This window comes from Micromonospora sp. S-DT3-3-22 (assembly GCF_015354745.1).
In the GTDB taxonomy this organism is placed as follows: Bacteria; Actinomycetota; Actinomycetes; order Mycobacteriales; family Micromonosporaceae; genus Micromonospora; species Micromonospora wenchangensis.
Genome location: NZ_JACGMO010000104.1, coordinates 1 through 19,973, shown reverse-complemented (window position 1 = coordinate 19,973; position 19,973 = coordinate 1). Strand labels below are relative to the sequence as shown.

Annotated in this window: 20 protein-coding genes; 18 read left to right on the top strand and 2 right to left on the bottom strand. The window is 73.7% G+C overall.

Going from position 1 to position 19,973, the window contains the following annotated elements; all coding sequences use genetic code 11:
- Positions 1-7 precede the first annotated feature (7 nt).
- From H1A17_RS25320 to H1A17_RS25240, 17 genes are all read left to right on the top strand, one after another.
- Positions 8-715: an SRPBCC family protein gene (locus H1A17_RS25320; RefSeq protein ID WP_145919795.1), complete on the top strand. Its 708-nt coding sequence runs from the start codon at positions 8-10 to the stop codon at positions 713-715.
- Entirely contained in the window at positions 708-1,112 is a 405-nt protein-coding gene (locus H1A17_RS25315; RefSeq protein WP_145919796.1) for a cupin domain-containing protein, read from the top strand. Before H1A17_RS25320 ends, H1A17_RS25315 begins: the two co-directional genes overlap by 8 nt.
- Positions 1,109-2,377, top strand: coding sequence for a beta-ketoacyl synthase (locus H1A17_RS25310; protein ID WP_145919797.1), 1,269 nt, complete (start codon positions 1,109-1,111; stop codon positions 2,375-2,377). Before H1A17_RS25315 ends, H1A17_RS25310 begins: the two co-directional genes overlap by 4 nt.
- Positions 2,374-3,669: a beta-ketoacyl synthase N-terminal-like domain-containing protein gene (locus H1A17_RS25305; protein ID WP_194823057.1), complete on the top strand. Its 1,296-nt coding sequence runs from the start codon at positions 2,374-2,376 to the stop codon at positions 3,667-3,669. The genes H1A17_RS25310 and H1A17_RS25305 overlap by 4 nt, the downstream gene beginning before the upstream one ends.
- Before the next feature lie 393 nt (positions 3,670-4,062).
- Positions 4,063-5,454 carry a class I adenylate-forming enzyme family protein gene (locus tag H1A17_RS25300; RefSeq protein WP_145922807.1) on the top strand — a complete coding sequence of 464 codons (1,392 nt, stop codon included), beginning with the start codon at positions 4,063-4,065 and terminating at the stop codon, positions 5,452-5,454.
- 161 nt (positions 5,455-5,615) lie between these two features.
- Positions 5,616-5,882 (top strand): acyl carrier protein, encoded by a 267-nt coding sequence (locus H1A17_RS25295; protein ID WP_145919799.1) that lies wholly within the window; start codon positions 5,616-5,618, stop codon positions 5,880-5,882.
- Positions 5,882-6,127: a hypothetical protein gene (locus tag H1A17_RS25290; RefSeq protein ID WP_088647750.1), complete on the top strand. Its 246-nt coding sequence runs from the start codon at positions 5,882-5,884 to the stop codon at positions 6,125-6,127. The genes H1A17_RS25295 and H1A17_RS25290 overlap by 1 nt, the downstream gene beginning before the upstream one ends.
- A complete protein-coding gene (locus tag H1A17_RS25285) occupies positions 6,120-7,316 on the top strand; it encodes a beta-ketoacyl synthase (protein WP_194823056.1) in 1,197 nt (398 codons plus the stop codon). Before H1A17_RS25290 ends, H1A17_RS25285 begins: the two co-directional genes overlap by 8 nt.
- A 26-nt stretch (positions 7,317-7,342) precedes the next feature.
- Positions 7,343-7,867 (top strand): beta-ketoacyl synthase chain length factor, encoded by a 525-nt coding sequence (locus tag H1A17_RS25280; protein WP_309236856.1) that lies wholly within the window; start codon positions 7,343-7,345, stop codon positions 7,865-7,867.
- Complete coding sequence (locus H1A17_RS25275) at positions 7,864-9,480, top strand: class I adenylate-forming enzyme family protein (protein ID WP_145919801.1); 1,617 nt, start codon at positions 7,864-7,866, stop codon at positions 9,478-9,480. The genes H1A17_RS25280 and H1A17_RS25275 overlap by 4 nt, the downstream gene beginning before the upstream one ends.
- Entirely contained in the window at positions 9,477-10,736 is a 1,260-nt protein-coding gene (locus tag H1A17_RS25270; RefSeq protein ID WP_145919802.1) for a beta-ketoacyl synthase, read from the top strand. The genes H1A17_RS25275 and H1A17_RS25270 overlap by 4 nt, the downstream gene beginning before the upstream one ends.
- Before the next feature lie 70 nt (positions 10,737-10,806).
- Positions 10,807-11,919 carry a 4-hydroxyphenylpyruvate dioxygenase gene (hppD, locus tag H1A17_RS25265; protein ID WP_145919803.1) on the top strand — a complete coding sequence of 371 codons (1,113 nt, stop codon included), beginning with the start codon at positions 10,807-10,809 and terminating at the stop codon, positions 11,917-11,919.
- On the top strand, positions 11,916-12,839 hold the full coding sequence (locus H1A17_RS25260) for a phytanoyl-CoA dioxygenase family protein (protein WP_145919804.1): 924 nt from the start codon (positions 11,916-11,918) through the stop codon (positions 12,837-12,839). Before hppD ends, H1A17_RS25260 begins: the two co-directional genes overlap by 4 nt.
- 3 nt (positions 12,840-12,842) lie before the next feature.
- Positions 12,843-13,640, top strand: coding sequence for a DUF3050 domain-containing protein (locus H1A17_RS25255; protein WP_145919805.1), 798 nt, complete (start codon positions 12,843-12,845; stop codon positions 13,638-13,640).
- Positions 13,637-14,605 carry a thiamine pyrophosphate-dependent dehydrogenase E1 component subunit alpha gene (locus tag H1A17_RS25250; protein WP_194823055.1) on the top strand — a complete coding sequence of 323 codons (969 nt, stop codon included), beginning with the start codon at positions 13,637-13,639 and terminating at the stop codon, positions 14,603-14,605. The genes H1A17_RS25255 and H1A17_RS25250 overlap by 4 nt, the downstream gene beginning before the upstream one ends.
- A gap of 1 nt (position 14,606) precedes the next feature.
- Positions 14,607-15,578, top strand: a complete 972-nt coding sequence (locus H1A17_RS25245) for an alpha-ketoacid dehydrogenase subunit beta (RefSeq protein ID WP_194823054.1) — start codon at positions 14,607-14,609, stop codon at positions 15,576-15,578.
- A complete protein-coding gene (locus H1A17_RS25240) occupies positions 15,578-16,936 on the top strand; it encodes a hypothetical protein (RefSeq protein ID WP_194823053.1) in 1,359 nt (452 codons plus the stop codon). Before H1A17_RS25245 ends, H1A17_RS25240 begins: the two co-directional genes overlap by 1 nt.
- A gap of 270 nt (positions 16,937-17,206) precedes the next feature.
- Here the strand turns inward: H1A17_RS25240 and H1A17_RS25235 are convergent, their stop codons facing one another.
- On the bottom strand, positions 17,207-17,890 hold the full coding sequence (locus tag H1A17_RS25235) for an SGNH/GDSL hydrolase family protein (protein WP_145919809.1): 684 nt from the start codon (positions 17,888-17,890) through the stop codon (positions 17,207-17,209).
- Positions 17,891-18,065: 175 nt separating this feature from the next.
- On the opposite strand from H1A17_RS25235, the gene H1A17_RS25230 reads away from it, so the two are divergent.
- A complete protein-coding gene (locus H1A17_RS25230; RefSeq protein WP_194823052.1) occupies positions 18,066-18,623 on the top strand; it encodes a dihydrofolate reductase family protein in 558 nt (185 codons plus the stop codon).
- A gap of 80 nt (positions 18,624-18,703) precedes the next feature.
- Here H1A17_RS25230 and H1A17_RS25225 read toward each other — a convergent pair whose 3' ends face one another.
- Positions 18,704-19,912 carry an MFS transporter gene (locus H1A17_RS25225; protein ID WP_145922809.1) on the bottom strand — a complete coding sequence of 403 codons (1,209 nt, stop codon included), beginning with the start codon at positions 19,910-19,912 and terminating at the stop codon, positions 18,704-18,706.
- Between the last annotated feature and the right edge of the window lie 61 nt (positions 19,913-19,973).

Below are 19,973 nucleotides of genomic sequence, written 5' to 3'. Positions count from 1 at the left end.
ACCCGAGATGACCGTCACCCACGGCCGACCGCTGACCAGCGAGATCACCGAGATCCTGGTGACCCGCTGCGGTCTCGACGCCGACGCCGCTGCCCGCGCGCCCGCCGCCAGCCTGGAGGAACTGGGCATGGACTCGCTGGCGCTGCTGGAACTGTCCGCCGTGGTCGCCGACCGCTGGCGGGTGCGCATCCCCGAACAGGCCGGGCAGCTCAGCATCGCCGGTGTCGCCGACCTGGTGGCCGACGCCGGACCGGCCGGGCACACCGAGAACAGCATCCTCATCGCCGCCCCGCTGGCGCTGGTCTGGGAGATCACCAACGACGTGGCCCGCTGGACGGACCTGTTCACCGAGTACGCGGTGGTGGAGATCCTGCACCGGGAGGGGGACACGGTCCGGTTCCGGCTGACCATGCACCCCGACGAGAACGGCATCGCGTGGAGCTGGGTCAGTGAACGTACCGCCGACCCGGCGACCTGGCAGGTGCGGGCCCGGCGGGTGGAGACCGGACCGTTCGAGTACATGCGCATCCACTGGTACTACGACACGGAACCTGAGGGCACCCGGATGACCTGGGTGCAGGACTTCGCGATGAAGTCGACCGCGCCGGTGGACGACGTGGCGATGACCGAGCGGATCAACACCAACAGCCGGGTGCAACTGGCCGTGATCAAGGAACGGATCGAGCGGGCGTACGCGGGAGGCGGCGATGAGTGAGGTCACCACCGGTCTGGTCGCCGCCCGGGACGTGCCGGCCGACCGGCGGCGCGGCGGGGAGCTGCGGGTGCTGCTCGGCCCGCGTACCGTCGGCAGCACCTCGGGGTTCATGGGGGTGGTGACGGTGGCCCCCGGTGACCGGGTCGCCGAGCACTACCACCCGTACAGCGAGGAGTTCCTCTACCTGGTGCGGGGCGCGATCACCGTCGACCTGGACGACGAGCCGGTGCCGCTGGCCGCCGGGGAGGCGCTGTTCGTGCCGCGTAACGTGCGGCACCGGTTGCGTAACACCGGTGCCGTCCCCGCCGAGGTGGTGTTCCACCTGGGCCCGCTCGCCCCCCGCCCGGAACTCGGCCACGTGGACACCGAACTGGTGGAGCAGCGGGGTCCGTCGTGACCGGGCGGCGTGCCGTGGTGACCGGGGTGGGGGTGGTCGCCCCGGGTGGGGTCACCCGGGACCGGTTCTGGAAGACCCTCACCGAGGGGCGGACGGCCACCCGGCGGATCAGCTTCTTCGACCCGTCGCCGTACCGGTCGCAGATCGCCGCCGAGTGCGACTTCGACCCGGACGCCGCCGGGCTCACCCCGGCGCAGCGGCAACGCTCCGACCGGTACGTGCAGTTCGCGCTGGCCTGCGCGGCGGAGGCGCTGGCCGACAGCGGCCTCGACCTGACCGACGCCGAGCGGGACGTCGCCGGGGTGGTGCTGGGCACCGCCGTCGGCGGCACGACCGCGCTGGAGCAGGAGTACGTCCGGGTCAGTGACTCCGGCCGGCACTGGCTGGTCGACCACGCCCTCGGTGGGCCGTACCTCTACCAGGCGCTGGTGCCGAGCAGCCTGGCCGCCGACGTGGCCTGCCGGCACGGGCTGCGCGGCCCGGCGCAGGTGGTGTCCACCGGCTGCACCTCCGGCATCGACGCCATCGGCTACGCCCACCAGCTCGTCGTCGACGGGGAGGCGGACGTCGTGCTGGCCGGCGCGGCGGACTCGCCGATCTCCCCGGTCACCGTGGCCTCGTTCGACGCGATCCGGGCGACCAGCCCGGACAACGACGACCCGGCGCACGCCAGCCGCCCGTTCGACGCGCACCGGCAGGGTTTCGTGCTCGCCGAGGGGGCGGCGGTGCTGGTGCTGGAGGAGTGGGAGCACGCCCGGCGGCGCGGCGCGCACGTCTACTGCGAGGTGGCCGGCTACGCGGGCCGCAGCAACGGTTTCCACATGACGGGGCTGCGGCCCGACGGGGTGGAGATGGGGTTGGCCATCGCGGCGGCGCTGCGGGAGGCCCGGCTGGACCCGTCGGCGGTGTCCTACGTCAGCGCGCACGGTTCGGGCACCCGGCAGAACGACAGGCACGAGACGGCGGCGTTCAAGCGGTCGCTGGGCCCCACGGCGTACCGGGTGCCGGTGAGTTCGATCAAGTCGATGGTGGGGCACTCGCTGGGCGCGATCGGCGCCATCGAGATGGCCGCCTGCGCCCTGGCCATCGAGTACGGGGTGGTGCCGCCGACTGCCAACTGGACCACCCGGGACCCGGAGTGCGACCTGGACTACGTGCCGAACGTGGCCCGGGAGACCCCGGTGGACGTGGCGTTGTCGGTGGGCAGCGGGTTCGGGGGGTTCCAGTCCGCGATGCTGTTCCGCCGGCTGGCGGTGACGCGGTGACGCTCCCCGCCCCCGCCGTCGCCCCGGCCCCGGCCCCGGGTGCGCGGGCGCGGGCGGTGGTGACCGGGATCGGGGTGGTCGCGCCCAGCGGCATCGGTGTCGACGCGCACTGGCGGACGGTGACCGGTGGCGTCCGGCGGACCGGACCGATCACCCTGTTCGACCCGACCGGCTACCCCACGAGGGTCGGTGGCGAGGTTCCCGGCTTCCACCCGGCGGCGTACGTCGACACCCGGCAGCTCGTGCAGACCGACCGCTGGACCCACCTCGGGTTCGCCGCGACCGCGTTGGCGCTCGCCGACGCCGGCCTGCCCGCCCGCGCCCCGGACCCGTACGCCTGGGCGGTCACCCTGGCCAGTTCGTCGGGGGGGAACCTGTTCGGGCAGCGGGAGCTGCAACGGCTCTGGGGTGGGCCGAGCCGCACCGTCGGGGCGTACCAGTCGATCGCCTGGTTCTATGCGGCGAGCGTCGGGCAGTTGTCGATCCACCACCAGTTCAAGGGGCCGTCGGGGGTGCTGGTCGCCGAGGCCGCCGGTGGGCTGGACAGCCTGGCGCACGCGGTGCGCACCATCCGGCGGGGCACGTCGGTGGTGGTCGCCGGGGCGACGGAGTGCCCGCTGAGCCCGTACGCGCTGGCCTGTCAGCTCCGTTCCGGGCTGCTCAGTCCCGTCAACGAGCCGGCAGCGGCGTACCTGCCGTTCGACCGGGCGGCCGGCGGGTACGTGCCCGCCGAGGGGGGCGCGGTCTTCGTGGTGGAGGAACGGGGGCACGCCCTGGCCCGGGGCGCCCGGATCTACGGGGAGGTGACCGGCTGGGCGGCCACCCACGACGCGGTGCACACCGGCCCGGACACCGCCGGCGACCCGGCGACGTACGCGCGGGCGATGCGGCTGGCGCTGGACCGTGCCGGCTGCACGCCCGACGCGGTGGACCTGGTCGTGCCCGACGCGCTCGGGGTGCCCCGCTACGACCGCAGCGAGGCGACGGCGCTGCGGACGGTCTTCGGTGACCGGCCGCCGCCGGTGAGCACCCACAAGTCGTTGACCGGCCGGGCCCACCAGGGTGGGTCGGCCCTGGACGTGGCGACCGCGCTGCTCGCCTTCCACCACGACACGCTGCCCGCCTCGGCCGGTCCGGTCGATCCGGCTCCGGGCTGCGAGTTGGGCTTCCTGCGTGCCCCGCGCCGGCCCGACAGTCGGGTGGCGCTGGTCTGCGCGCGCGGCTTCGACGGCTTCAACAGCGCCCTGGTGCTCCGGGGCGCCGCCCCGACACCGAGGAGCGCCACCGACTGATCACTGTGCGTAGTGTCCGAGGGGTGTGCCCGGCCGGCGGAAGTCCGCCCGCCGGGCACACCCCTGTCCGCGCCCGACGGTGCCGCTGCCGACTGGCCGCGACCGTCCACGGTGACCGGTGCCGACCAGGGGCGGGGCACCGTCGAGCCGCCCGGATCCACATCGGAGCGCCGGGCACGGCGAAGGCGCCGGTGGTGTCGCGGGCCGGCGTACGCGCCCGATCCTGCCCGGCCGATCGAGCGGCGGCAATCCGGCCGGCCGCCTTTTATGATCTAGCCATTCGCATCTAGTAATGGTCTTCCGGGCTGTCGTAGGGTGCCGTGAGCACGCCAAGAGACATCATTTATGGGCGCTTTCGCCCGATTCTATGCTGGACGGTGGCCGGCGGTGACCATGTATCGCCCGACGGAAGATCCTGCGGCGCAAGACCCCGGTTGGGTGGACGACGTGTTGTTCGCCGGCCCCCCGACCGACGTTTGTCTCCGGCTGCCCGAGCCGGTGGACCGGGGCACCCTGCACCGCCTGGTCGTCGCGGCACAGGACCGGCTGCGCGACGCGGGGCTGCGCCCCGGCGGGGCCGTCGCGCTGCGCCTGCCACCGTCGGTGTCCTATGTGGTCAACCTGCTGGCGACCTGGCGCAGCGGCGGTCAGGCCGTGCTGCTCGACCACCGGCTCACCGACCACGAGGTCGACCAGGCGCTGCGCCGGCTCACCCCGCAGGTGGTCGTCGCCCCGGCCCGCACCGGTGGTGGCGCGCTGAAGGTCTTCCTCGACGTCACCGAGAGCGTCACCGCGTACGCCGACCGTCCCGCGGTCAGCGGACACGCCGTCATCCAGCTCAGCTCCGGCTCCACCGGACCGTCCAAGGTGATCGGTCGCACCGCCGCCGACCTGGTCGCCGAGGTGCACCGCTACACCCGCATCGACGGGGTGGCGCTGCCCGGTGAGCGGATCATCCTGCTGCCGTCCATGGTGCACGTGCTCGGCCTCGTCGGCGGCCTGCTCTACGGCCTGCACGCCCACGTCGAGCTGGTCCCGCCGGAGCGGCTCGGCGGCGACGCCGTGCTGGCCGCCATCGCCGCCCAGGACACCCCGGCCACCGTGCTCGGCGTGCCGTTCCACATCGGCCTGCTCGCCTTCACCCGCCCCGACCGGGCGCTGCCCCAGTTCAAGCGGATGACCACCGGCGGGGAACTGGTCCCGCCGGCCGTCGTGCAGGCGTTCACCGACCGGCACGGCGTACCCCTGGGCAACATGTACGGGATGACCGAGGTCGGCGTCATCGGCACCGACCTGTACGGGCAGCACCGGCCCGCCATCACCCCCGCCCCCGGCATCGAGGTCCGCGAGTCCGACGGTGAGCTGCTGATCAGCTGCCCCGCGTCGCCGTACGTCGGGCTCAGCGACCCCACCCGCTGGGCCGACGGCTGGCTGCGGACCCGCGACGCCGGCACCGTCGACCCGGACACCGGCCTGGTCACCGTCCGCGGCCGGCTCGACTCGCAGGTCTCCGTCGGGGGCCTCAAGGTCGACCTCACCGAGGTCGAGGCCACCCTCACCGGCCTGCCCGGGGTGGCCGCCGCCGTGGTCGCCTACGACGACGGGATCACCGCGTACGTGCAGCCCGACGGGCCGCTGTCCGAGGAGGAACTGGACAAGCTGCTCGCCGAACGGTTGGCCGGCTACAAACGTCCCCGCACCCTGCACCTGGTGGCGCAGCTACCGCGTACCACCACCGGCAAACTGGTCCGCTCGCTGGACGTGCTGCGGACGGCGGTGCCGTGACCGGTCCGCTCCACCCCGCCCACCGGCCGGCCCCCGCGGACCGTCGCCGGGGCGTCCCCGCCGCGTACCCACCGGCCGACCGTCGGTGGAACGCCCGAACCACCCCCGCACGGTGCCCCGACCGGGCCCCGGCGACCCGCCCATCGAGAGAGGTAACCGTCATGCGAGACGAGGTCCGTACCTTCGTCATCGACCAGCTCCAGGACATGAACTACGACGTCGACGGGATCGACGACGACACCACGCTCGGCCCGTCCGGGGTGGACCTGGAGTCGCTCGCCCTGTCCGACCTGTCCGTCCGGGTGGAGGACCGGTACGGGCTGCGGTTCGCCGACGACGAGTCGGAGAAGCTGGCCCTGATGACGGTGGGGGAGTTCACCACCATGGTCGCCGACCGGGTCGCCGGGGCGACCACCGACAACCGCTGATGTCCGGTCAGCCCGACCTGGGGCGAGCTGACCTGGTGAGCATGCTCGCCGAACTGACCGGCAAACCCGTCGACCAGGTCCCGCACCGGGTCGGCTCGATGGAACTGGCCTGGCTGGTGCACCTCGTCGAACAGCGCTACGACACCCGGATGGACCTCACCGACGACCAGCTCGCCGGCATCCGCACCCTCGACGACGCCCTGGCCGTGTTCCACACCTGCCTCACCGCCTCCGCTGATGGTTGAGCGGGGCACCGTCACGATCTCCGGCACCTACGCGGTCAGCGCCTTCGGCAGGGGTGTGGACGCCCTGCTGGCCGGGGTCCTGGCCGGGGTGCCGGCGTTCCGACCGGTCCGCCGGTTCGACACCACCGGCCGCCGGGTGACCGTCGCGGCCACCCGCCCCGACGTGGCGACCCTGCCGCAGGAACTGGCCGACGCCGTCGACGCCGCCTGCCGGGCCGCCGGGCTGGACCCGGCGCAGCGCCGGGCGTCGGCGCTGCTCCTGGCCACCCACGGCGGGCCGGCCACCCTGCCCGGCCCGTACACCGACGACCGGCCGACCGCCGACACCGGCGAACCGTGGTGGGCCGGCGGTGAGCGCGACGACGACGGCCCGGCCTGGCCGGAACTGCCCGTCCTGGCCGGCCGGCTGGCCCGACGGTGCGGGCTCGGCGGCCCGACCCGGGTCTACACCACCGCCTGCGTCTCGGCCAGCAGCGCGGTCGCCGACGCCGCCGCGATGATCCGCCGGGGGGACACCGACCGGGTCGTGGTGGCCGCCGGCTACCTGGTGGAACCGGACCAGTTCGCGCTCTTCGACGCCGGCCGGGCGCTCGCCGCCGACGGGGCGGTCCGCCCGTTCAGCGTCGGACGGCAGGGCCTGCTGCTCGGCGACGGGGTGGCCGCGGTGGTGCTGGAGTCCGCCGCCGCGCTGCACGGGCGGGGCGGTACGCCGGTGGCGACGCTGGCCGGGTGGGGCCGGGCCGGCGACGCCCACCACCCCTGCCAACCCGATCCGCAGGGCGGCGGGCTGGCCCGGGCGATCGGCGCGGCACTGGGCCGCGCCGGGCTGCCCGCCGGGGCGGTCGGCTACGTCAACGCGAACGCCACCGGCACCGGGTTCAGCGACGCCTCCGAGGCGGCGGCGCTGCGGACGGCCCTGGGCGAGTCGGCCGGGCAGGTGCCGGTCAGCTCCACCAAGGCGCTGCACGGGCACGCGCTGGAGGCGTCCGGCCTGCTCGAACTGGTGGTCACCGTGGCGGCGCTGGGGCACGGGAAGCTGCCGGTCAACGCCGGTTGGCTCGGCCCCGACCCGGCCTGCCCGCTGGACGTGGTCACCGCCGCGCCCCGCCCGGTGACCAGCCGGTACGCGCTGAGCCTCAACGCCGCCTTCGGCGGCGCGAACACCGCCCTGCTGGTGGGTGCGCCGTGACCGGCACGCGCGGCCCGGGACCCGGGATCGTCCCGGGCCGTCCGGCCGGTCACGGCGCACCCCGGGTGCTGGCGCAGGCGCGCTGGCCGGAACCGGGCGACGGGCCGCCACCGCCGCTGCCCGGGTTCCTGCACTCGCCGTTCGCGCCGCTGGTCGCGGCGGTGGCCGGGCGCTGCCTGGACCGCCGGCCCGGTGCTCCGGCGGCCGGCACCCGGTGCGCGGTGGTGCTGGTCAGCGCCTCCGGGGACCGGCCCAGCGCCACGCACGTCCGGTCGACCGTCGCCGCCGGGGGGCGGGTCGGTCCACTGTTCTTCTTCCAGTCGGTGCCCAACAGCGTCGCCGGGCAGGTCGCCGCCCGGTGGGGGCTGACCGGGCCGGTGGTGTGCCTGAGCCCGACCGGTGACCCCCGGGCCGACGCCGTCGCCGAAGGGGAACTGCTGCTGTACGACGGCGACGCCGACGAGGCGTTGCTGGTCCTGATCGACGAGGCACCCGACGCGACGCCCACCGGCGCGGTCGCGGTGCTGCTGGGGGGAGGAGACAGCCAATGAGGACGAAGGGACTGCGGGGGGTGCTCGCCGCCGATCCGCAGCTCGGCGCGGGGAACGTGCTGGCCCGGGTGCTGGCCCACGGCGCGGACCCGCAGGGGCCGGGGTTGACCTTCGACACCCCGGTCGACGGGCACCCCGCCGGGCAGCCGCTCACGCTGGGGCAGCTCGACGAGCGGGTCGCCGCGCGGGCGGCCTGGCTGCACGCCCGGGGGGTGCAGCCCCGCGACCCGGTCGCCGTGTGGGCCACCGCCGCCGCCGACATGGTGCTGAGCTACCTGGCGCTGACCCGGCTCGGCGCGATCCCCGCGCTGATGAACGGCAAGCTGCGCCCCGAGATCGCCGCCGAGTACATCCGCCGGCTGCGCGGTGCCGGGGTGCTCGCCGACGCCGCGCACACCGAGCTGCTGGCCGGGCACGACCTGGGCGTACCCCTGCTGGGCACCCCGGCGGAAGCCGGCGCCGGCGACCCCGCCCGGTCGCCCGCCCACTACCGGCACCACCCCGACGACCCGATCGTCATCACCCACACCTCCGGCACCACCGGCGTGCCGAAGGCGGTGCTGCACTCACACGCCAGCCTCTTCGCCGCCACCCGGCACCTGCTGTCCATGCCGCAGGCGCAGGGCACCCGCCGTATCCTCAACGCGCTGCCCGCCCCGCACACCGCGACGGTGCTGATGGTCAACCAGGCGCTGGGCAACCGGGCGGAGATGTTCCTGCTGTCCGAGCAGGGCGGCGAACGGGTCCTCGACGCCATCCAGCGGTGGCGGCCCGACGGGGTCTTCGGCTTCTCGATGACCTGGGCCGAGCTGGCCCGCTTCGACCTGAGCGGGTACGACCTGGACTCGGTGCGGTTGTGGTTCAACACCGGGGACTGCTCGCACGAGCCGCACGTACGCCGGCTCGTGGCGGTCGGCTCCCGGGACGTGGTCACCCGGCAGGGCGTCACCCGGGTCCCCGGTTCGGTCTTCATCGACGGCCTCGGCTCCAGCGAGATGGGGCACTCGATGTTCCACATCACGCACACCACCGACACCGACCGGTACGGCCGCTGCGTGGGCCGGCCCTACCGGTTCGCCAGGGTGGCCGTCCTCGACGCCGAGGGCAACGAGCTGCCCCCGGGCCAGGTGGGGTTCCTCGGCATCGACTCGCCGTCGCTGTTCCGGGGCTACTGGAACGACTCGGTCACCAGCTACCGGTTCCGGCTGCGCGGCTGGTACCTCACCGGTGACCTGGTCCACGCCGACGCCGACGGCCGCTACTACCACCTGGACCGGGCGGTCGACTCGGTGACGCTGCCCGACGGGCGGCGGTACTTCACCGCACTGTCCGAGGAACGTGTCCTCGCCGCCTGCCCCGACGTCACCGACTGCACCGTGCTGATCGTCGCCGACGGCGACACGGTCACCACCGACGTGCTGCTGGAACTGGCCGCCGGGGCCGACCCGGGCATCGACCGGACCGCCACGATCCGGGCAGCCCTGGGGGCGGACGTGGGGGCGACCCTGCGCCGGGTGGTGCCGGTGCACGCCGACGACATCCCGGTCACCGTCACCGGCAAGGTCCGCAAGGTGGCGCTGCGGGAACGCTACCTCGCCGAGTCGTCGTCATGACCGTCGTCATCACCGGCATGGGGCTGTTCAGCCCCGTCGGGCGGGGCGTGGACGCCACCTTCGCCGCGTTGACCACCGGCCGGTCCGGGTTGAGTCGACCGCCCGAGGGGCACCCGGCGCGGGAGTCGCTGGAGGTCGCCGGGGTGCTCCCGCCGATCGACCCGCGTACGGTCGCCACCGGCCCGGAGACCAAGGTGCTCGACCGGGTGGTGCTGTTCGCCCTGCTCACCGCCGCCGACGCGCTCGCCGACGCCGGCATCGAGGTGGGCCGGGACGTCGACCCGGCCCGGATCGGCGTCGTCGTCGGCGGGGTCGGCGGCATGTCCACCCTGGAACAGCAGGTGATCGCCCGCACCGAACGCGGCCGGGCGGCCGTCAGCCCCTATCTGCTGACCGGCATCCTGCCGAACATGGCCTCGGCGCGGATCGCCATCGCCCACGGCATCCGCGGCTACAGCTCCTCGGTCGGCACCGCCTGCGCCTCCGGGGCACAGGCGGTCGCCGATGCGGCCCGGCTGATCCGGGCCGGCGAGGCCGACGTGGTGCTCTGCGGGGCCAGCGAGGCGCCGCTCTTCCCGACCTTCGCCGACACCTTCGGCAACGCCCGCGCGCTCGCCCGGGGATGGGCCGACCCGACCGAGGCGAGCCGCCCGTTCGACCGGCGACGCAACGGGTTCGTCCTCGCCGAGGGGGCCGCCCTGCTGGTGCTGGAACGGGCCGGACACGCCGCCGCCCGGGGCGTGCGCACGTACGCGGAGGTGGCCGGCTACGGCAGCACCACCGACGCGCACCACCCGACGATGCCCCGGCCCGACGGCGAGGGGGCGGCCGACTGCATGCGCGCCGCCCTGGCCCGGGCCGACGTCCCGCCGGCCGAGGTCGGTTACGTCAACGCCCACGGCACCGGCACCAAGCTCGGGGACATCGCCGAGAGCACCGCGCTGGGCAAGGTCTTCGGCGTCGGCGGGGTGCCGGTCAGTTCCACCAAGGCGCTCACCGGGCACCTGCTCGGCGCGTCCGGGGTGGTGGAGGCGGCGGCCTGCGCGCTGGCGCTGCGCGCCGGCCTGCTGCCGCCGACGTACCACCTGGACGACCCGGACCCGGACTGCCCGGCGGACCACGTCCGCGACGTGCCCCGGGCGAGCCGGGCCGAATTCGCGCTCACCAACTCCTTCGGATTCGGCGGGCAGAACGTGAGCCTGCTGCTGCGGCGTACCACCGGGGCTGGCGCCCGGCCCGCCGAGCCGGGGAGGTGATCGACGCTGCGACCCGGGCCGCACGTGCCCGGACGGCAGTCACGGGGGGACATGGGGAAGGGCTGGAGAGATGGACATTCGTGGAATAGACCACATCGAACTGTACGTGGGGGACGCCCGACAGGCGGCCTTCTACTTCGGTACCGCCGTCGGTTTCACCCTGCTCGGGCAGGGTGGGCCGGAAACCGGACTGGTCGGGCAGCGGTCCCTGCTGCTGGGGCAGGCCGACATCCGGATGGTGCTGACCACCGGCCTCACCGCCGACCATCCCGCCTCGGGGTACGTGGCCCGGCACGGTGACGGGATCGCGGTCGTGGCGGTGGAGGTCGGCGACGCCGCCGGGGCGTACGCGGAGCTGGTGGCCCGGGGTGCGACGCCGGTGACCCCGCCGCGCACCTGGACCGGCGCGGACGCCGAGGTGGTGACCGCCGAGGTCGGCGGCTTCGGTGACGTGCTGCACCGGCTGGTGGAACGCCGGGGCGACCGGGGCGACTTCCTGCCCGGCGCGATCGAGGCGACCCCGGCCGGCGGCGGGACCGACGAGCGGCTGCTCGCCGAGATCGACCACCTGGCGGTGTGCGTGCCGCCCGGCCAGCTCGACGACACCGTCGCGCACTACGAGCGGGTCTTCGGCTTCGCGCAGATCTTCGAGGAGCACATCGAGGTCGCCGGTCAGGCGATGAACTCCAAGGTGGTGCAGGACGCCTCCGGGCGGGTCACCCTGGTGCTGCTGGAACCGGACGCCGGTCGGCGTCCGGGCCAGATCGACGCGTTCCTCACCGAACACCACGGCGCCGGCGTGCAGCACCTGGGGTTGCGCACCGACGACATCGTCGGCGCGGTCGGCGCGCTCGGCGCACGCGGGGTGCGGTTCGCCGGCACCCCGGCCGCCTACTACGACGACCTGGAGCAGCGGGTCGGCAAGGTCGACGCGCCGCTGGACCGGCTGCGGGACCTCAGCATCCTGGTCGACGCCGACCACGGCGGGCAGCTGCTGCAGATCTTCACCGAGTCGATGCACGTGCGCCGCACCCTGTTCCTCGAACTCATCGAGCGGCGGGGGGCACGCACCTTCGGCAGCGGCAACATCAAGGCGCTCTACGAGGCCAAGGAACGGGAGCTGGCCGTGGCGGGGGTGACCCCCGCCGTCGCGGCCGGCACGGCACAAGGGGTTGGGGCATGACCACGACACATCCGACGCTGACCGCCGAGGAGGAGGCGCTGCTCCCGTCCGACGAGGACGTGCGCCACTACGCCGAGCACGGCTGGTACCTGTCGAAGAAGCTGCTCACCGACGACGAGGTGGACGCGTTGACCGCGGCCACCGACCGCTACTACGACGGCGAGCGGGACCGCACCCTGCCGGTGCGCCCGCCGAAGCTGGCCTACTGGGACCCGTCGAAGGGGCCGGTGCAGCGGCACAACGACTACGTCCACGTCGAGCACGACGGGATCGCCGCGATCCTGCGCAAGCCGTTGATCGGCGCGGTGGCCGCCCGGCTGGCGCAGGCCGACGCGATCCGGATCTTCCAGTCCACGCTGATCTACAAGCCACCGATCTCCGGTGAGCCGTCGAACATCGTGCCCTGGCACTTCGACAAGCACTACTGGTCGTCCTCGTCGTCGGAGAAGATGCTCACCGCGTTCATCCCGTTCCACGACTGCGGGGAGGAGATGGGCACCATCACCATGGTCGACGGCTCGCACCGGTGGTCGGAGACCGGCGCGGACGACACCGTCGTGCGGCACTTCGCCGAGCGGGACCGCGACCAGTTGGAGGAGATGCTGGCCGAGAACGCGGCGCACAACGGCGCGCAGATCCGCAAGATCCCGATGGTGATCCCCAAGGGACACCTGAGTTTCCACCACTGCCGCACCTACCACGGCAGCGGCGCCAACGTCAGCGGACGCCCCCGCCGGGCGATCTCGCTGCACCTGCAGGACGGCGACAACGCCTACCGGGAGTTCCCGCTCTCCGACGGCACCCTCGCCGCGTACAACCACGACGTGCTGGTCCGCCGCACCCACGACGGGCGGCCGGACTACGCGGACCCCGACTACTGCCCGGTCATCTGGCGCGATCGCGCCCAGCAGGGAGGCTAGAACATGTCACGGTACGACTGGGGTAAGACGCACCCGGGCATCGAACGGCTGGAGCAGGCGGTGACCGACCGCCGGGACGTGGTGGTCAAGCACCCGCTCTACGCCAACCTGGACACCCACGAGGCGTTGGTCACCTTCATGGAACACCACGTCTTCGCGGTCTGGGACTTCATGTCCCTGCTGAAGTCGTTGCAGCGGCAGCTGACCTGCGTGACGGTGCCGTGGATCCCCACCGGGCCGACCGGCAGCCGGCGGCTGATCAACGACATCGTGATGGTGGAGGAGAGCGACGAGCTGGGCGAGGGCTACATCAGCCACTTCGAGCTGTACGTGCGGGGGATGGGCGAGGCGGGTGCGGACACCACCGCCGTCGACCGGCTGGTCGCCCTGCTGCGCGGCGGCACGTCGGTGACCGACGCGCTGGTCGAGGCCGGGGTGCCCGAGCCGTCCCGGGCCTTCGCCGCCACCACCTGGAAGATCATCGAGTCGACCCCGGTGCACTGCCAGGCCGCCGCGTTCGCGTTCGGCCGGGAGGACCTGATCCCCGACATGTTCACCCAGGTCGTCGCCGTCAACGAGCGCAGCAACCGGCTGCACACCTTCGTCGACTACCTGGAGCGGCACATCGAGGTCGACGGCGAGCAGCACACCCCGATGGCGATGCAGATGCTCGCCGACCTGTGCGGCGACGACGACGTCAAGTGGCAGGAGTGCGCCGACACGGTCAACCTGGCGCTGACCGCCCGGGCCCAGCTCTGGGACGACATCCTCGCCGCCGTCAAGGAGGGCCGCGACCGGTGACCGACGCCGACCCGGCCCGGCTCTACCGCACCGTACGGCTGATCCGCCGGTTCGAGGAGCGGGCCATCACCCTGGTCCGCTCCGGGCACATCGTCGGCGGCATCCACCCCTACCTCGGTCAGGAGGGGATCGCCGCCGGCGTGTGCGCCGCGCTCGGCGACGGGGACCTGGTCACCGGCACCCACCGGGGGCACGGGCACGTGCTCGCCAAGGGTGCCGACCCGGCCCGGATGATGGCCGAACTGTGCGGCCGGGAAACCGGACTGAACCGGGGCCGGGGCGGCTCGATGCACGCGGCGGACCTCTCCCTCGGGGTGCTCGGCGCGAACGCCATCGTCGGGGCGTCCCCGGCGATCCTCACCGGCGCGGTGTGGGCCCACCGGCAGCGCGGCAACGCCCTGGTCGGGGCGAGTTTCTTCGGTGACGGCGCGGTCAACGAGGGGATGCTGCTGGAGGCGTTCAACCTGGCCGCGCTCTGGCGGGTGCCGGTGCTGCTGGTCTGTGAGAACAACGGCTACGCCACCACCATGCCGGTGGCCGGCGCGGTCGCCGGCACCATCACCGGGCGGGCCGAGGCGTTCGGCATCCGCGCCACCGTCGTCGACGGGCAGGACCCGGAGGCGGTCCGGCAGGTCACGGCCGCCGCCGTCGCGCGGATGCGCGACGGCGGCGGGCCGGAACTGGTCGAGGCCCGCACCTACCGGTTCGACGCCCACCACACCTTCGAACACGCGGTACGCCTGGAGTACCGCCCGCCGCAGGAGGTGACCGACGGCCGTTCCCGGGACCCGGTGGAGATCCAGGGTGCGCGGTTGTCCCCGGCCGACCGGGAGGCGATCGACGCCGAGGTGGAGGCGACCCTCGACGCGGCCGTCGCGTTCGCCCTGGCCGGCCCCGAACCGGACCCGGCCGGTGCGCTGGACCACCTGTACGCCAGTGGGCTGACCGCCAGGGGAGGCTCCTGAGATGCCACGGCTGTCGTACCGCAAGGCGCTGACCCGGGCGCTGACCGACGAGATGACCCGGGACGAGTCGGTGTTCCTGCTCGGCGAGGACATCCGGGTGGGCGCGTCCAACGTCACCCCGGGCCTGCTCAAGCGGTTCGGGCCGGACCGGGTGCTGGACACCCCGCTGTCGGAGCAGGCGTTCACCAGCTTCGCCACCGGGGCGGCCCTGGCCGGGCTGCGGCCGGTGGTGGAGTTCCAGATCCCGTCCCTGCTGTTCCTGGTCTTCGAGCAGATCGTCAACCACGCGCACAAGTTCCCGATGATGACCGGCGGGCAGTGCGCCGTGCCGGTCACCTACCTGGTGCCCGGCTCCGGTTCCCGCACCGGCTGGGCGGGGCAGCACTCCGACCAACCGTACTCGCTGTTCGCGCACGTCGGGATCGTCACCGTGGTGCCGGCCACCCCGGCCGACGCGTACGGGCTGCTGGCGTCGGCGATCCGGCACGACGACCCGGTGGTGGTCTTCGCCCCGGCCGCCGCGCTGGAGGTCCGCGACGACGTCGACTTCGCCACCCTCGCCCCGGTGCCGCTCGGACGCGGGGTGGTGCGCCGGGCCGGCGACGACGTCACCGTGGTCGCCGTCGGGCATCTGGTGCACGACGCGCTGGCCGTCGCCGACGAACTCGCCGACCAGGTGTCGGTGGAGGTGTTCGACCCGCGCACGCTCTACCCGTTCGACCTCGACGGCCTGCTCGACTCGGTGTCCCGCACCGGCCGGCTGGTGGTCGTCGACGACTCCAACCGGTCCTGCGGCATCGCCGCCGAGATCATCACCTCGGTGCTGGAACGGGTGCCGCTGGTCGCGCCGCCGCGCCGGGTCACCCGGCCGGACGGAGCGGTGCTGCCTTTCGCGCCGGTGCTCGACCGCGCCGTGCAGCCGGGCCGCGAGCAACTCACCGCCGCCATCCAACTGACCATGAAGGACAGATGATGACCGATCCGAACTATCCCTGGCCCGAGGCGGGTCAGGCGTGGCGCGAGCTGCCGGAGCCGGCCCGTACGGCGATGGTGGCCAGCGGGGCCGCCGCCTGGCGGGACATCTTCTACGGCTGTGCGACGTACAACAAGCAGTGGCGGCTGGCCCGGCCCCCGGTCATGCCGGCGGACGCGTTCCGCGAGCTGAACGAGGTCTGCGACCGGATCGCCCAGCTCATCCTGGACGCCTGCCGGCGGCGGGCCCGTACTGCCGGGGAGCTGCGCCGGCTGCTCGGGGTGCCCGAGGGCGCGACGCGGCTGCTCGACGAGTCCGAGGAGCTGTCCGAGGAGCTGCTCGCCGCCTACCGGCCCGACGTGCTGATCTCCGACGGGGTGCCGAGGATCGTCGAGTACAACATCGACAGCAGCCTGGGCGGCGGTTTCGACGCCGACACGGTGGTCCACCGGTACGCGGCGCTCTACCGGGAGCAGGGCATCCTCGACGGGCTGCCGGTGCGGCCGGCCCCGTCCCTGCTGGACCAGCGGTTCGTGGCGATCCGGGACGGGCTGTCCCTGGCCGACGGGGCCCGGGTGGCGCTGCTGCTCGACTTCGACGCCGACTACCCCGGCCTGGAGAGCCCGGACGATTTCATCAAGATCCTCTCCCCGCTGGTCGACCAGGCCCGCCGGTTCGGCATCGACCTGGTGATCGCCCCGGTCGGCACGGCCACCCTGGACGACGCGAAGCGGCTGGTCGTCGGCGGCGCACCGGTCGACGCGCTGTTCCGTCTCTTCGTGCCCAACCGGGTCACCTCGAGCGCCGGCCTGGACGCGGTGGCCGGGGCGCTCGACGCCGGCACCCTGCCGATGTTCGTCAGCACCGCCGCCTGGCTGCTCGGCAACAAGATCAACTTTGCCTGGCTCTACGAGGACCTGGACCTGCTCTCCGCCGACGACCAGGCCCTGATCCGCCGCTACGTGCCGCACACCGTGGCGTTCACCGACGCCGAGTTGGACCGGGCGCTGGCCGACCGGGAGAACCTGGTCGTCAAGCCGGCCGACGGCTCGGCCGGCCACGGGGTGCTCATCGGCCGGGAGATGGGCGACGCGGAGTGGGCCGAGGGCCTGCGCGTCGCCCTCGACCGGGGCGGCGACATCCTCCAGCGGTACATGCCCGCCGACCGGGTGGAGATGGACTTCGTCCAGATCGAGACCGGCGAGACGGTCACCGCCGAGGTGCCCTACAGCATCGCCCCGTACCTGTTCGGGCGTACCGGCTCGGGTGCCCTGGCCCGGGTCGGCTTCCCCGGCTGCGACGAGGTCCTCAACCTGGCCCGGGGCGTCCTGCTCACCGGCATCCTCCTCACCGACTGACGCACCCCGTCCTTCCCTCTCCCTTTCCCCCTCCCGGCCGCCCCGCTCCGGTACCGCCCCGCTCCTGCCCCGGTGATCAAGAGGTTTGCGTCACCTGTTGGCGGCATGTTGACGCAAAGCTCTTGATCACCCGGCTCTGGCCGGGCTGGGGTGCGGTGATCAAGAGGTTTGGGGCGGGGACAGCGGCCCCGGATGACGCAAACCTCTTGATCGACCCCGCCGGACCGGTGGGGTGGTGGGCCGGCGGGGCAGGAGCGGGTGGGTGGGTGGTCAGGGGTGGGTGCCCAGGTGGGCGCCGAGGCGGCGGATGGTCTCCGCGGCGGCGATGGCGTCGCTGCGGGCGCTGCCGTGCCGGCCGTCGCTGCTGTACATCGACGGGTCGGTGCCGGCCGGATGATCGGTCAGGTGCACGTGCAACGCCCCCAGCCGGTCGGCCAGCCGGCCGGTACGCGACGAGAGCAGCCGCATCCGGGCGCCCAACCCGGGCCGCAACGCCGCCGGGACCGCCGGGCTGTGCGACACGTCGAACATGCCCACCGTGATCACGTCGGCCCCGGCGTCGCGCAGCGCGCCGACGATCGCGGTCAACTCGGTGTCCACCGCGTCCGGGTCGAACGCCGTCCGGAAGGCGTCGTTGCCGCCGCAGACCACCAGCGCCAGATCGGGGGAGAAGGCCAACGCCCGGTCCAGCTGCCCCGCCCGGACCTGCTGCGCCCGCAGCCCGCGCCGACCCAGATTCAGGTACGCCAACCCGGGGCGCACCGCCGACAGTTCGGCGGCGACCCGGTCGGCCCACTGCACGTCCGGGTACCCCTCGACCGGCTCGCACATGCCCTCGGCGACGCTGTCGCCGAGTACCACGAACCGGTGCCACGGATGGTCGCGCAGCAGCGCGGCGCTCTCCCCGTCGCGCAGGCAGTACGGATCGGTGGCCTCGGTCAACGTCGATGACATGGCCGGCAATCTAGCCGACCGTACGGGTGCCGTCGATCACACCGACCGCACGGATCGCCTGATGGTCGTCCGGGCGCGCCGAGCCGTCCCGGCCGCCGATTCTGTCCGCCCCCGCCGGCGGGTTGCCGGCACCGGGCCATACGGAGCGGTCGGGACACGGCGGACGGAGTGCGCGATGCGCAAGGCGATCGGGTGGATGTCGGTTTCCCTCGACGGCTACTTCGAGGGGCCGGGACACCAGCTCGACCGGCACCGGATCGACGAGGAACTGCACACCTACTTCGACACCGAGCTGGCCGGGATGAGTGCCTTCCTCGCCGGGCGGCGCAGCCACGAGCTGATGTCCGGTTTCTGGCCGACCGCCGACGCCGATCCGGCCAACCCCGCCCCGATCCGGGAGTTCGCCGGCATCTGGCGGCGAATGCCCAAGATCGTCTACTCCCGTACCCTCACCCGTGCCGACTGGGGTGCCACCATCGTGCGGGACGTCGACCCCGACGGGGTCAACGCGCTGAAGGAGCAGCCGGGCGGTGACATGATCGTCGGTGGCGCGGAGATCACCGCCGTCTTCCGCCGCCTCGACCTGATCGACGAGTACCGGATCTTCGTCCATCCGGTGCTGCTCGGCCGGGGCAACCTGCTGTTCGGGCCGACCGGGCGCCCCGACGAGCTGCGCCTGGTCGAGACCCGGGCGTTCGGCAACGGCGTGGTGATGCTGCGCCACCAGCGCTGACCCGTCGCCGGTCGGCCGACCGGCGGGTCGGCCGCCGCTCCCGGGGGCCGGCTCGTGCCGACCTGACCGTCGGCCCGGCGTCAGTCCGGGGCGACGGCCGGCGGCGGGGGTGCCGGCCGGCCCATCCGCAGCGGCCCGGCGAGCAGCGGCAACACGGTCAGCACCGCGCACACCACCGCCATCACCAGCAGCGCCGGTCGCAGCCCGAGGGCCGCCACCGACCAGCCGCCGAGCAGCGCCCCCACCGGCAGCCCGACGAACGCCAGCGAACCGGAGATCCCCAGCACCCGGGTCTGCAACGCGTCCGGCACCCGTTCGTAGAGGGCCGCGCCGAGCAGCGGGTTGACCGCCGCGATGCCGATCCCGGACAGGAACGTCACCACCAGCACCACCACCAGGTGATCGGTCAACGCCAGCACCAGCAGCCGGGGCGCACCGCTCAACGCCGCCCCGGCCGCGAAGATCAGGGTGCGGGGCAGCCGGGGGCCGAGCATCGTGAAGACCACGTTGCCGAGCAGCGCGCCACCGCCGAACACCCCGAGCACCAGACCGAACCCGGCCGGGTCGCCGAACTCGTCGCGGACCCACAGCGGCACCCAGACGGCGGTGTTGGCGGCGGCGAACATGTTCAACGCGGAGACCACCACCAGCATGGTCAGCAGCACCCGGTCGGTGCGCAGGTAGCCGAAGCCGGTGCGCAGCGCCTGGAAGTAGCCCTCCCGGGGCGCGGCGGGCGTGTCGCTGGCGGGCGGGCGCACCAGCACCCCGACCAGCAGCGCGCAGACCGCGAAGGTGCCCGCGTCGATCCAGATCGCCCGGGTCACCCCGACCCAGTCGATGAGCAGACCGCCGATGACCGTGCCGAACAGCGCCACCCCGCGCGCCAGCCCGTCGTAGGCGGAGGTGAGCCGGATCAGCTCCACCCCGGCGCGCTGGGCGGCCGGTCGGAACATGACGTGCTTGACCCGGTCGCCGATGCCGCGCAGCCCGCCGGCCACCGCGACCAGGGCGACGAGCGCCCCGAAGCCGAGCCACGGGGCCAACGCCACCACCGCGATCACCACCGCGCTCGCCGCGTCCACCGTGATCGAGGTACGCCGCACCCCGAACCGGTCCGCCCACGGCGTCGCCAACGAACTGGACAGCATGTACGGCAGGAACTCCGCCGCCGCGACGATGCCCATCTTGGCCGGGCTGCCGGTGGTGGTGAGCACCAGCCAGGGGATCGCGATCACCGAGATCCGGCTGCCCAGGTTGGAGATCAGGTCGGCGGCGACCAGGGTGACCAGTTCCCGCCGGGCGGCCCGCCGCCCGGGACCCGGCGGCGCGGCCGACGACCCGGCGTCGCCC